Genomic DNA, 13151 nt, shown 5'->3' with positions numbered 1-13151 from the left:
TGATCTTTTTTGTCGACCCGTGCGCCCTCGCGCGGGTCGATTCCGTCAGGGAGTGGATCGAAATATGAGCATGATCAAGGCTTTGTCGGCCCTTGCCGCGATGTTCCTCATCGCGGCCTGCAGCAATAACAACGACACGCAGACGGCATCTGCTGCAACCACGTCCGTGACGCCCGGATCTGTCGGTGACTTCCGGCAGAATGTCGGCGACCGCGTCTTTTTCGACACCGATTCCTCCACCGTGCGCGAGGACGGCCGCCAGACCCTCAACCGCCAGGCCGAGTGGCTGAAGAAGTACGGCAACTATCAGATCACGATCGAGGGCCATTGCGACGAGCGCGGCACGCGCGAGTACAATCTGGCCCTCGGCGAGCGCCGCGCCAATGCCGCGCGCCAGTACCTGATCGCGCAGGGTATCCCCGCCGCACGCATCAAGACCGTCAGCTACGGCAAGGAGCGTCCCGATCCGGTCGGCTCCGACGAAGCTTCGTGGGCGCGCAACCGCCGCGCCGTGACGGCCCTGGAATAGAACCCGCCTCGAACCGAGGCGGAGTACAGGAAACGCCGGTCGTCATGCGACCGGCGTTTTCGTTTGGAGGCAGGACGGTCATGCCTGAAAATGGCCGCGTTTGATGTGAACAAAGCGTTGGCCATGAAGATCCTTTCGTCCCGGCTCGTCCTCCTGATTGCCCTCGCTTTGCCCACGGCAGCGGCCGCGCAGCGTGGGGGCGACGCGGTCTACCTCGAGGACCGGTTCAATCAGCTCCAGCAGTCTCTCACCAACCTGACCGGCCAGATCGAGCAGCTGCAGAATCGCAACGCGAAGCTGCAGCAGCAGATGGAGAAGATGCAGACCGACTACGAGTACCGGATCGAGCAGCTGGAGAAGGGCGGGGGTGCCCGCCCTGGGGCAGCCGCGCCGCGTCCGGGCGCGCCGGCCGTCGCCTCCGGGGCGCCCTCGGCGCCGACGCCAGGCCCGGCGCCGGCGGGGGCCACGCCCGAGCAGCTCTACGACGAGTCCGTCAAGAAGCTGCAGGACGGCGACTACGCGGGCGCCGAGCGCGGCTTCAAGACCTTCATACAGCGCAGTCCACAGAACAAGCTGGCCGGTAACGCGCAATACTGGCTTGGCGAGACCTATTACGCACGTCGCGACTACAACAGCGCCCTGACCGCCTTCGCCGAGGGCTACAAGGTCTACAAGACCAGCCCGAAGGGCCCAGACAATCTCCTGAAGCTCGGCATCACGATGTCGGTGCTGGGCCGCAAGCCCGATGCCTGTGCGGTGTTCGCCCGGTTCAACCAGGACTATCCGCGCGCGACCGACCTCCAGAAGCGGCGGATCGAACAGGAGCGCCAGAAGAACGGTTGCGGGTGATCGAGCTCGCCGAGCCGCGGCCCGTCGACGGAGCGACCTTCGCGCGCCTGATGGCGCCGTTCGACCCATTCGAGAGCAATCCCGATCTCGCCGTCGCCGTCTCCGGCGGCCGCGATTCGCTCAGTCTCGCCCTGCTGGCGCAGGAATGGGCGGCCGGGCGGGGCGGCCGGGTCGTTGCGCTGATCGTCGATCACGGCTTGCGACCCGCGGCGGCGCAGGAAGCGCTGACGACCGCGGGCGTGCTGCAGCGATGTGGAATCGAGAGTGTTCTCCTGCATTGGACGGGGGACAAGCCGCAGGCGGGCCTGCAGGAGGCCGCACGCGCTGCCCGTTATCGGCTGCTGCGGGAAGCCTGCCGGGAGCGGGGCATCCTCCACCTTCTCGTGGCGCACCACGCAGACGACCAGGCCGAGACGATCGCAATGCGGGCTGCGCGGGCGAGCGGTGCCGACGGGCTTGCCGGCATGGCGGCGCTGGTCGAATGGCCGGAGGTTCGTCTCCTGCGACCGCTGCTCCCCGTGCCGCGTGCGCACCTGACAGACACACTCCGCTCTCGCGGCATCGCCTGGATCGACGATCCCTCCAACGGCGATCCGCGCTTCGAGCGGGCCCGTCTGCGCCGCGCCGGGGCGGTTGCAGTCAGCTCGCCGGATGCAGATCGTGTGAGGTCTGGCCACGAGCTGCAGGCTGCCCGTACCGGTGTGGCGCTGCTCCAGGCGCGTGAGGATGGCAGCATCGCGCTCGACCGCGCGGCCATCGAGCGCCTGCCCCTCGATCTACGTCGCAGGTTGGCCAGTCGCGTCGTGCAGGCCCTCGGCGGCGGCGATCATCCGCCGCGGCGGGAACGGCTCGACCGGGCGCTGGCCCGACTGTCCGGAGCGCCGGAGCGCGGCAAATCGGGCCGGGGGCAGGATTTTACCCTGTCGGGCTGCCAGTTTGCCCTGCGGCAAGCGACCGGCTCGCGGCAGCTTGAGTGGATTGTCCGACCTGAAAATGGCAGGAAAGGAAGGCAGCCCTTGATTCCAGCTGCATTTTTCGCTTGCTACCCTGCGGCCGCAACCCATCTTGATCGTAGCCCCACTTAACGGAAGCCATCAGTGAACCCGTTCAATCGCAACGCCGCCCTCTGGATCGTCATCGTCCTGCTGCTCGCGCTGCTCTACAGCGTCTTCCAGGGTGGGGCCACGCGGACTCCCGGCAACACGATCTCCTACTCCGAGTTCGTTCGCGCGGTTGAGCAGCGGCAAATCCAGGATGTCCGCATCCAGGGCAATACGATCAACGGCACCTTCCGCGAGCCGCGCAACGGCGTGCAGAAGTTCTCGACCTACGCGCCCAGCACCCCGCCCGACGACCAGCTGATGCCGATGCTCATCAAGAACGTCGATCGCGTCGATGCGGGGCCGGCGGAAGAGGGCATGAACCTCGGCAGCATCTTCGTGAGCTGGCTGCCCGTGCTCGTGCTGGTCGGCGTTTACATCTTCTTCCTGCGCCAGATGCAGAGCGGCACCGGCCGCGCCATGGGTTTCGGCAAGTCCAAGGCGCGCCTGCTGACCGAGAAGCACGGCCGCGTCACCTTCGACGACGTCGCCGGCATCGACGAGGCCAAGGGCGAACTCGAGGAGATCGTCGACTTCCTGAAGGACCCGCAGAAGTTCCAGCGTCTGGGTGGCAAGATCCCCAAGGGCTGCTTGCTGGTCGGCCCTCCGGGTACCGGCAAGACGCTGCTGGCGCGCGCCATCGCCGGCGAGGCCAACGTGCCGTTCTTCACCATTTCCGGTTCGGACTTCGTCGAGATGTTCGTGGGCGTCGGCGCGAGCCGCGTGCGTGACATGTTCGAGCAGGCCAAGAAGAACGCACCCTGCATCGTGTTCATCGATGAAATCGACGCCGTCGGCCGCCATCGCGGTGCGGGCCTGGGTGGCGGCAACGACGAGCGCGAGCAGACACTGAACCAGTTGCTGGTCGAGATGGACGGCTTCGAGGCGAACGAGGGCGTCATCCTGATCGCCGCCACCAACCGTCCCGACGTGCTCGATCCCGCGCTGCTGCGTCCGGGCCGCTTCGACCGCCAGGTCGTGGTGCCGAACCCCGATGTCGGCGGCCGCGAGAAGATCCTCAAGGTCCATATGCGCAAGGTGCCGCTGGCGCCCGACGTCGATCCGCGCGTGCTGGCCCGCGGCACGCCGGGTTTCTCCGGCGCCGATCTGGCCAATCTCGTGAACGAGGCCGCGCTGCGCGCCGCGCGCGTCGGCAAGCGTCTCGTGACCATGGGCGATTTCGAGTACGCCAAGGACAAGGTGCTGATGGGCACCGAGCGCCGCTCGATGGCGATGACCGACGAGGAAAAGACGCTCACGGCCTATCATGAGGCAGGCCACGCGCTGGTCGCCATGCATGTTCCCAAGAGCGATCCGCTGCACAAGGTGACGATCATCCCGCGCGGTCGCGCGCTGGGCGTCACCATGCAGCTCCCCGAGCGCGATCATCTCAGCCACACCAAGCAGTATCTTGAGTCGCGGCTGGCCATCATGTTCGGTGGTCGCCTGGCCGAGGAACTGGTGTTCGGCCCGGAGAACGTCACGACGGGTGCCGCCAGCGATATCCAGGTCGCGACCCAGACGGCGCGCGGCATGATCACGGCCTACGGCATGTCCGAGAAGCTCGGCCGCGTGCGCTATCAGGCGAACGAGCAGGAGGTCTTCCTGGGCCATGCCGTCACGCAGACGCAGAACGTTTCCGAGGCGACGTCGCAGCTGATCGACCAGGAGGTTCGCCGACTGATCGAGGAGGCCGAAGGCCGGGCCCGGACGATTCTGACCGAGCGGCTCGAGGATCTGCATACGATCGCCCGGGCGTTGCTCGAGTATGAGACGCTGAGCAACGACGAGATCGGCACGATCCTGCGCGGCGAGAAGGTCGTGCGCGACGACACCGGCGGTGCCGGTACGACCGATCGCCGTCGCCGCGCCTCGGTTCCGACCACCACCGGTCCCGCGCCGGGTGCCAATCCCGAGCCTCAGCCGGGCGTTTGACGCGAAGCTTCGCGGGCCTCGCGCTCGATCGCCCTCTCGTGATGGCGATCGTGAATGTGACGCCCGACTCCTTTTCCGACGGCGGTGAACGCCTCGACCCGGCGCGGGCCATCGACGATGGCCTGCGCTTCGTGGCAGAGGGAGCCGACATCCTCGATGTCGGCGGAGAGTCCACCCGTCCCGGCTCGGCCGCCGTTTCGCCCGAGGAGGAATGCCGGCGGGTTCTTCCCGTCGTGGAAGGCCTGGTGCGGCAGGGCGCCGTCGTCTCGCTCGATACACGTCGGGCCCTCGTTGCAGAGGCGGGATTGGCGGCCGGCGCTCGGATCGTGAACGATGTGTCGGCGCTGCGCGATGACGTCGCCATGCTGCCCGTGGTGGTGCGAAGCAAGGCTTCGGTCGTCCTGATGCACCGTCGGGGAAGGCCGGAGGAGCGCTATGCCGGCCCGGCCTATCAGGATGTGGTCGAAGACGTCCGGCGGTTCCTGCTCGATCGCGCCGCGGCCTGCGAAGCGGCGGGCGTGGATCGGGAGCGCATCGCTCTCGATCCCGGCCTCGGTTTTGGCAAGAAGGTCGAGGAGGAGCTCGCGCTGATCGCGGGCACGAAGCGCCTGGGGGAGGAGGGCTATCCGGTGTTGATCGGCTGTTCCCGAAAGAGCTTCATCGGCCGGCTGACGGGCCTCGATAAGCCCGCCGATCGCGATCCGGCCTCGGCCTGGCTGGCGGCGGAGGCTGTGCGTCGCGGCGCTTCGATCGTGCGCGTTCACAACGTCGTGGCCACCCGGCAGACCCTCGCCGTTTGCGAGGCGATGCGCTAAAAGCCAGTCAGATGGCTCGTTCACTCTTCGGCACCGACGGCGTTCGCGGTCGTGCAAACACCGCTCCGATGACCGCCGAGATGGCCATGCGCATCGGCATGGCTGCCGGCCAGGTCTTTCACCGCGGCGCCCATCGCAACCGCGCCGTGATCGGCAAGGACACGCGCCTGTCGGGCTACATGCTGGAGCAGGCCCTGACGGCCGGCTTCCTCTCGGTGGGCGTCGACGTGTTCCTGCTGGGTCCCATTCCCACGCCCGCGGTCGGCTTCCTGACGCGGTCGATGCGCGCCGATGTCGGCGTGATGATCTCCGCGTCGCACAATCCCTATGAAGACAACGGCATCAAGCTGTTCGGCCCGGACGGCTTCAAGCTGTCCGATGCCGTCGAGAGCGAGATCCAGGCGCTGGTGATGAGCCCCTCCGACCTCGTGCTTGCCGACGCCGCCGCGATCGGCCGCGCCAAGCGGCTCGACGACGTGCAGGGCCGCTACATCGAGTCCGTCAAGGCATCGGCCCCGCGCGGCCTCGACCTCAGCGGCCTCAAGGTCGTCGTCGATTGCGCCAACGGGGCCGCCTACAAGGTGGCGCCCACGGTGCTCACGGAACTGGGCGCCGAGGTCGTTCGCGTCGGCGTCGCGCCTGACGGTTTCAACATCAACGGCAATTGCGGCTCGACGCATCCCGGCGTTCTGCAGGAGCAGGTCGTCGCCCACCATGCCCATATCGGCATCGGGCTGGACGGTGATGCCGATCGCGTCATCCTGGTCGACGAGACGGGACGCGTGATCGATGGCGACCAGCTGATGGCAACGATTGCCGATCAATGGAAGCAGAGCGGCCTGTTGTCGGGCGGCGGCGTCGTGGCCACGGTCATGTCCAACCTCGGGCTGGAGCGCCACCTCGACGCGCGGGGTTTGAAGCTCGTGCGCACCCAGGTCGGCGACCGCTACGTCCTCGAGCGCATGCGGGCGGACGGCTACAATCTCGGCGGCGAGCAGTCGGGCCACATCATCATGACGGACTATGCCACCACCGGCGACGGGCTGATGGCGGCGCTGCAGGCGCTGTGCGCGCTGATCCGCTGCGAACGTCCGGCCAGCGAGTTCTTCCGCGCCTTCGAGCCGGTGCCGCAGCTGCTCAAGAACATTCGTGTCGCCGATGCGACGGCCGCGCTCGATGCCGCCTCCGTAGCAAAGGCCATCGCCTCCGGGGAAGAACGCCTCGGCAAGGGCGGGCGCATCCTGGTCCGTAAGTCGGGTACCGAGCCTTTGATCCGCGTCATGGCCGAGGGCGACGATTCCGAACTCGTGCGCAGCGTGGTCGACCAGATCATCGACGCGATCCCCCGGCAGGCCGCATGAAGGGCCGGGTGCTGATCGTCGCCGGATCGGACTCCGGCGGCGGGGCCGGTATCCAGGCCGATATCAAGGCGGTCACGGCGATGAACGGCTTTGCGGCGACGGCCATAACGGCGCTCACGGCACAGAATACCGAGGGCGTGCATGGCGTGATGGGTATCGAGCCTTCCTTCATTGCCCAGCAGATCGAGGTCGTGCTGAGCGACATCGGCGCGGACGCGGTGAAGACCGGCATGCTGCACAGCGCCGAAGTGATCGCGGTGGTGGTGGCCGGCATCGCCCGGCATGCGGCCGGCGTGCCGCTGGTCGTCGATCCGGTGATGGTGGCAAAGGGCGGGCACCGGCTGCTGCTCACCGAAGCCGAAGCGGCGCTGCGCGACACGCTTCTGCCGATGGCGGCGCTCATCACGCCCAACCTGCCCGAGGCCGAAGTGCTGGTGGGCTTTCCGGTGAGGGTCGAGGCCGACATGAAGCGCGCCGCCGAACGTCTGGCCGAACTGGGCGCCGGCGCGGTGCTGATGAAGGGCGGCCATCTCGAGGGCGACCGCGTCGTCGACCTGCTGTTCCATCACGGCAGGTTCGACCGCTTCGAGGATGCGAGGATCGAGAGCCGCAGCACCCATGGGACGGGCTGCACGCTGGCCTCCGCGATCGCGGCGGGACTCGCCCAGAAGATGACGCTGCGCGATGCCGTCGCGCGGGCCCGCGACTATGTTCGCAGGGCCATCGAGACCGCGCCGGGCTTCGGGCGCGGTCATGGGCCGCTCAACCACGCCGTTACGGTCAGATAAGACCGGCGCCCTTGGCGACCGGTTGTCGGCCCGTCCACTTGCCGGCTTCCGCCAGGACGATGAAATTCCAGAGCTCGCGGTTGAACGCGTCCGGCTCCTCGAGGTTCACCGCGTGGCCGGTCTTGGCGAACATCGCGAGGCCGGCATTCGGCAGGACCTGTTTCAGATACAGGCTGGTCTGCAGGCAGGGATCGTCCTCGTCGCCGCAGATGATCAGCGTCGGCAGGTCGAGCTTCTTCCAGTCCTGTTCGAAGTCGTAGAGCGATGGCCGCTTGCCCTGGTAGTTCTCCATGGTGTTGGCGGCGCCGACGGCTGGATGCTCGGAGAGATGCTTGGTGAACTCGTCGAAGCCGCGCGGATCCTTCACCTTGAAGCGCGAGCGCGTCGGGTTGGTGGTGAGGCTTTCGGCGTACGTCGCCATGCCCTCCTTGCGGATCAGCCCGGCCGTCGTCACGGCATCCTTCTTGAACTGCTCGTGCCCGTCACGGCCCGCGCCGGAACCGACACCGGCGAGGGTGAGCGAGAGGGCGCGGTCGGCATAGCAGCGGCCGAAGTGGACCGTCGCGAAGGCGCCCTGCGACAGGCCGACGATATGCGCCTTCTGGATCTTCAGGTGATCCAGCATGTGCAGGGCATCGTCGACGGCAGGTTGCTGACCGTACATTTCGCCGTTCGGCGGCACGTCCGATCCGGGATAGCCGCGGAAGGAATAGGTGATGCAGCGGTGACGGCGTGCGAAGAAGCGCATCTGCGGCTCCCAGGCTCGCCAGTCGCCACAGTATTCATGGACGAACAGGATCGGCGTGCCGCTGCCGGCTTCCTCGTAATAGAGCTTCACCCCGTCGGGCGTGGTGGCGTGCGGCATGGCGCGGTTCCTCTTCGCAGCGTTGATGGCGGCGGCCAGGCTGGCATTCCTACACGCCGAAGCGCTCCAGTCGCTCCAGCACCGTCGGGATCTTGTCGTCGGTGACGTTGGCGAAGGCGAGGCGGATGAAGCGCTCCTGGCCCGCGCCGAACATGTCGCCCGGGATGGTGAGCAGGTTCTCCTCGTCGGCCATGCGCTTGGCGACCTCCGTGGAAGCCGTGCCCGCGAAAGGATGCTCCACGTAGGCGAAGTAGGCGCCGATGCTGACGAGGCGCCAGCGGTTGGACCGTTCGAGGCCCTGGCCCAGCAGGTCGGCGCGTGCCTTGAGGCCGGCCGTGTTGTTCCTCGCCCACGGCAGCAGGTTGCGCAGGCCGTACAGCGCGGCCTCCTGCGCAAGGCGCGGCGGGCAGATCGAGACGCAGTCCATCGCTTTCTCGATCTCGGCCATCAGCCCGGTGCCCGCGGTGACGGCGCCGACGCGATAGCCGGTCAGCGCGAAGACCTTGGAGAAGCTGTAGAGATGCACGAGCGTGCCGCGCCAGTCCGGCCGGCTGAAGAGATCGTGCGGACGCTCGCCGGCGGGGAGGAAGTCCTTGTAGGTCTCGTCGAGCAGCAGCGCGATGCCGTGCTTCTTCGCGAGCTCGAAGAAGGCGTGGATCGTCTCGGGCGGGTAGACCGCGCCCGTCGGGTTGTTGGGCGAGATCAGGATGATCGCGCGGGTGCGCGGCCCGATCAGCTTCGCCGCATCCTCGGCGTTCGGCACCGCGCCGGAGCCCGGCCGGAAGTCGAGCGGCACGGGCTCGACCCCCTGCATGCGCATCCACATGTCGTGATTGAAGTAGTGCGGCCGGGGCACGATCACCTGGTCGCCCGCCTTGGCGATGCTCATCAGCGCGAGGCAGAAGGCCTGGTTGCAACCCGACGTGATGCCGACTTCGGCGGGCGTGACAGGGGCGCCATAGAAGTCGGACAGATGGTCCGCATAGGCCTCGCGCAGCACGGGCAGGCCGAGGATCGGCGTGTAGCCGTGCATCGTCGGATCGAGCAGAAGCTCGCCCAGGTGCTGGCGCAGCTCGAGCGCCGGCGGATAGCCCGGCACGGCCTGGCTGAGATCGACCAGCGGCCGGTCGGCGGGAAAGGTGCGGCCCAGCACCCAGCGCTTGGTCTCGCCGATAGGCGAGGGGGCGACGGCGGCGAGCCAGGGATTGGGTGTCGGAACGGTATTCATAAGCAGCGAACGCTTCTTTCAGGACAGGTGGCCGGGAATTCCGGCGATCTTGATGCGCGAGGGTAATTCACAGCAACTTCTCGCAGGAATTGCAGGCCTCGCATGGGCTTGGGGCGCGGAGCATCCAAGGCTCTCGCTGGCCTGTCAAATCGATCCCGAGTCCGTCTCTCATGTCAAAATGCGTTGCTTGCCCGGCTTCTTGTGCATAGCATCGCCTCAAGGCTCCGAATGAGAGCCATTGCCTTTGCGTCACAGCAGGCCCGGGTCAATCGGCCGTACGAAACGGCTCTGAGGAGGAAACATGGTCTCGAGGAAGGTCAATCGTCGTCGATTCGTGGCCGGTACCGCCGCGGCTTCTGCAGCCTTCGTGGCTGCGCCCTTCGTCCGCGGCGCTCACGCCGCCGGCAAGCTCACCTGCGGCTTCTGGGACCACTGGGTCCCGGGTGCGAACAAGGCCACCGAGGATCTCTGCAAGGAGTGGGGCGAGAAGAACAAGGTCGAGGTCCAGATGGACTTCATCACCTCGCAGGGCAACAAGCTGCTGCTGACTACCGCCGCCGAAGGCCAGGCCAAGTCCGGCCACGACGTACTCGCCTTTTCGACCTGGCTGCCGGCACGTTACTCCGACCAGCTCGTCGCCATGAACGATGTCATGGAGCCGCTCATCAAGGAGAACGGCGCGGTCAACGGCACCGTCGAGTATCTCGGCAAGCTGAACGGCAAGTGGCTCGCGGTGCCGGCCACGGCGGGCAGCCAGATCAAGGGACCGTGCTCGCGCATCGACCTTCTGAAGAAGCATGCCGGCATCGACATCCAGGCGATGTATCCGGCCGGGCAGGCGCCCAAGGCAGACGACTGGAACCTCGACAATTTCCTCAAGGCGGCGGAAGCCTGCCAGAAGGGCGGCAACCCGTTCGGCATCGGCCTCGGCACGACGTCCGACAATGTCGACACCGCGGGCGCGCTGTTCCATGCCTTCGGCGCCCAGCTCGTCAATGCCAAGGGTGACATCGTCGTCAAGAACGACCAGGTCCGCCAGGTTCTCGACTACTACAAGAAGCTGATGCAGTTCCTGCCGCCCGACGTGCCGTCGTGGGACGACGCCTCGAACAACAAGTTCCTGGTGTCGGGCCAGGGCACGCTGATCATGAATCCCCCTAGCGCCTGGGCCGTCGCCAAGCGCGATGCGCCGCAGATCGCCGAGCAGCTCTGGACGCACGGCTTCCCGGCCGGTCCGAAGGGCCGCTACGCGCCGTTCCTGCCGTATTTCTGGGGCATCTGGAACTTCAGCAAGAACCAGTCGGCGGCCAAGAGCCTGATCACCTTCCTCTCGCAGGCCAGCTCGGCCGAGAAGATGACCAACGCCTCGCAGGGCTACGACCTGCCGTCGTTCGAGAAGCTGACCACCTTCAAGGTCTGGTCCGAAGAGGGCCCGCCCAAGGGCACGCTCTATCACTACCCGAACCCGCACAACCACCAGACGCTCTCGATCGCCGCCGCGCCCGCGCCGCACAAGATCGCCGAGCAGATCTACACCCAGGCCATCCAGACACAGATGGTCGTGCGCTACGCCAAGGGCGAAGCGATGGACAAGACCATCGACTGGGCGGCCAAGGAGCTCGAGGGCTTCACCCGCAACTGATGCGTGGCCGTCTGCCGGGTCCCTCGAGAGGGTCCGGCAGGCGGTTCCGAGATCGGTCCCGGAATCGGCCTGCAGGACCGGTTCGGGAAGGAGCGGCGGCCGGTCCGCCGCTTCCGACAAGGCGGCCCGGTCCGACGTCGTTCTCGTAGCTGTTTCAACCTGGCGTTTCCCGCATGGCCCGACGGGGCCTGGAGTACCCGATGGCAGACATCGCCGCCCGCAATCCGGCCGGGCACCCGACACAGCAGCGCAGCGGCCTGCACAAGCTCATGCAGCGCAAGTCGACCATCGCCTTCCTGATGGCCCTGCCGCTGATCCTCCTGATCGCCATCCTGGTCGCCTATCCGGCGGGCTATGCCGTCTATCTCGCGACCCTCAACAAGGGCATGACCCGCTTCGTGGGCTTCGGGAACTTCGAGTTCCTGTTCGGCCGCGACACGTTCTGGCTGGTCGTCTACCAGTCCTGCCTGTTCGCCATCACCGCGGTGATCTTCAAGGCGATCATCGGCTTCGTGGTCGCCCATTTCGTGCACAACATTCCGGCCAAGGGCCAGCGCAAGTGGCGCGGCATGCTGCTGGTGCCGTGGGTCATTCCGCCCGCCATGAGCACGCTCGCCTGGCTGTGGCTGTTCGATCCGTCCTACAGCGCGCTGAACTGGCTGCTGGCGATCTTCGGCTTCGAGGGCATTCCCTGGACGGGCGAGGCGGGCTGGGCGCGTTTCTCGGTCATCCTGGTCAATGTCTGGATCGGCTCGCCGTTCTTCATGATCATGTATCTCGCGGCGCTGAAGTCGGTGCCCGAGCAGCTCTATGAGGCGGCTTCGATCGATGGCGCCACCTGGTGGCAGCGCATCTGGTACGTGACCCTGCCGATGATGCGCAACATCATCGCCATCACCGCGCTGTTCTCGCTGATCGTGACCTTCGCCAACTTCGACATCGTGCGCGTGCTGACGGCGGGCGGACCGCTCAACAGCACGCACATCTTCGGCACCTGGGCGTTCCGCGTCGGCATCGAGGGCGGTGACATCCCGCTCGGTGCGGCCGTGTCGCTGTTCATGGTGCCCATCCTGGCCGTCGCCGCGACCTTCATCCTGCGCGACATCACCAAGCGGGGGAGTGAAGTCTGATGGCAAACGCCACAATCGCCGCCGGAGAGCCGGGCCGACCCAAATACGGCAGCATGAGCCGCGACCGGACCTGGGCGCTGCGCTGGTCCTATTTCTTCCTCGTGCTGTTCGCCGTCTTCTTCCTGATGCCGCCGGTCTACATGCTGATCACCTCGCTGAAGACCAGCGCGGAGATCTCGGCAGCGTCCAACCCGTGGTGGATCAGCAATCCGACGCTGCAGAACTACATCGACCTGCTGTCGCAGAACCAGTTCCTGGTCTTCTTCCGGAACTCGGCGATCGTCTCGATCTGCGTCGTCATACTGACCATGCTCATCAGCGTGATCGCCGCCTTCGCGCTGGCACGCATGAAGTTCTGGGGATCGGCCACGCTGGCGACCGGTGTGTTCCTCACCTACCTGATCCCCGAAACGCTGCTGTTCATCCCGCTGTTCAAGATGTTCGCCTGGGTGAACGAGGTGTTCGACGTCCAGCTGATGAATCACTGGTGGACGATGATCATCCTCTATCCGACGCTGACGGTGCCCTTCGCCACCTGGATCATGATCGGCTACTTCGCGTCGATCCCCAAGGAGCTCGACGAGGCGGCCCTGATCGACGGCGCCACCTGGATGCAGACCTTGACCAAAATCTTCATTCCGGTGGCCCTGCCGGGGATCATTGCGGCGACGATCTTCACCTTCACGGTGGCCTGGGCCCAGTTCCTCTATCCGCTGGCCTTCACCACCTCCACCAGCGAGCTGGTACTGCCGGTGGGCATCATCACGACGCTGATCAAGGGCGACGTGTTCAACTGGGGGCAGATCATGACGGGCGCACTTCTCGGCGCGGCGCCGCCGCTCATCATCTACGCCTTCCTCATGGATTACTACATTGCGGGTCTGACCGCGGGCGCGACAAAGGGATAGT

General features: G+C 66.4%; 12 protein-coding genes. 10 read left to right on the top strand and 2 right to left on the bottom strand.

From position 1 onward, the window contains the following. The first annotated feature begins 64 nt into the window (after positions 1-64). The 7 genes from pal (at position 65) to thiD (ending at position 7377) form a co-directional block, all read left to right on the top strand. Entirely contained in the window at positions 65-529 is a 465-nt protein-coding gene (gene pal / locus ACP15H_RS12695) for a peptidoglycan-associated lipoprotein Pal (protein WP_425066543.1), read from the top strand. A 123-nt stretch (positions 530-652) separates the two neighbouring features. Continuing rightward, entirely contained in the window at positions 653-1378 is a 726-nt protein-coding gene (gene ybgF, locus ACP15H_RS12690) for a tol-pal system protein YbgF (protein ID WP_425066542.1), read from the top strand. Next, a complete protein-coding gene (gene tilS / locus ACP15H_RS12685; RefSeq protein ID WP_425066541.1) occupies positions 1375-2463 on the top strand; it encodes a tRNA lysidine(34) synthetase TilS in 1089 nt (362 codons plus the stop codon). Before ybgF ends, tilS begins: the two co-directional genes overlap by 4 nt. Positions 2464-2475: 12 nt before the next feature. Next, a complete protein-coding gene (gene ftsH / locus ACP15H_RS12680) occupies positions 2476-4413 on the top strand; it encodes an ATP-dependent zinc metalloprotease FtsH (RefSeq protein ID WP_425066540.1) in 1938 nt (645 codons plus the stop codon). 41 nt (positions 4414-4454) lie between these two features. Further along, complete coding sequence (gene folP, locus ACP15H_RS12675; protein WP_425066539.1) at positions 4455-5228, top strand: dihydropteroate synthase; 774 nt, start codon at positions 4455-4457, stop codon at positions 5226-5228. An 11-nt stretch (positions 5229-5239) separates the two neighbouring features. After that, entirely contained in the window at positions 5240-6589 is a 1350-nt protein-coding gene (gene glmM, locus ACP15H_RS12670) for a phosphoglucosamine mutase (RefSeq protein ID WP_425066538.1), read from the top strand. Then, the gene (gene thiD, locus ACP15H_RS12665) at positions 6586-7377 is read left to right on the top strand and encodes a bifunctional hydroxymethylpyrimidine kinase/phosphomethylpyrimidine kinase (RefSeq protein ID WP_425066537.1); all 792 of its coding nucleotides are present in this window, start codon (positions 6586-6588) and stop codon (positions 7375-7377) included. Before glmM ends, thiD begins: the two co-directional genes overlap by 4 nt. Here thiD and ACP15H_RS12660 read toward each other — a convergent pair. Further along, on the bottom strand, positions 7370-8242 hold the full coding sequence (locus ACP15H_RS12660; RefSeq protein WP_425066536.1) for an alpha/beta fold hydrolase: 873 nt from the start codon (positions 8240-8242) through the stop codon (positions 7370-7372). The two genes, thiD and ACP15H_RS12660, sit on opposite strands and share 8 nt — an antisense overlap. Before the next feature lie 49 nt (positions 8243-8291). Further along, complete coding sequence (locus ACP15H_RS12655) at positions 8292-9470, bottom strand: aminotransferase (protein WP_425066535.1); 1179 nt, start codon at positions 9468-9470, stop codon at positions 8292-8294. Between the two features lie 301 nt (positions 9471-9771). Between ACP15H_RS12655 and ACP15H_RS12650 the strand changes: the two genes are divergently transcribed. The 3 genes from ACP15H_RS12650 to ACP15H_RS12640 all read left to right on the top strand — a co-directional run bounded on the left by ACP15H_RS12650 (position 9772) and on the right by ACP15H_RS12640 (position 13150). Then, positions 9772-11112, top strand: a complete 1341-nt coding sequence (locus ACP15H_RS12650; protein ID WP_425066534.1) for an ABC transporter substrate-binding protein — start codon at positions 9772-9774, stop codon at positions 11110-11112. A 200-nt stretch (positions 11113-11312) separates the two neighbouring features. Beyond that, positions 11313-12242: a carbohydrate ABC transporter permease gene (locus ACP15H_RS12645; RefSeq protein ID WP_425066533.1), complete on the top strand. Its 930-nt coding sequence runs from the start codon at positions 11313-11315 to the stop codon at positions 12240-12242. Beyond that, on the top strand, positions 12242-13150 hold the full coding sequence (locus ACP15H_RS12640; protein ID WP_425066532.1) for a carbohydrate ABC transporter permease: 909 nt from the start codon (positions 12242-12244) through the stop codon (positions 13148-13150). The genes ACP15H_RS12645 and ACP15H_RS12640 overlap by 1 nt, the downstream gene beginning before the upstream one ends. Position 13151 lies beyond the last annotated feature (1 nt).

The sequence above is a fragment of the Reyranella sp. genome (genome assembly GCF_965249915.1).
Classification (GTDB): domain Bacteria; phylum Pseudomonadota; class Alphaproteobacteria; order Reyranellales; family Reyranellaceae; genus Reyranella.
The sequence above is the reverse complement of the archived record's forward strand: the minus strand, read 5'-3'. Positions and strand labels throughout refer to the sequence as shown.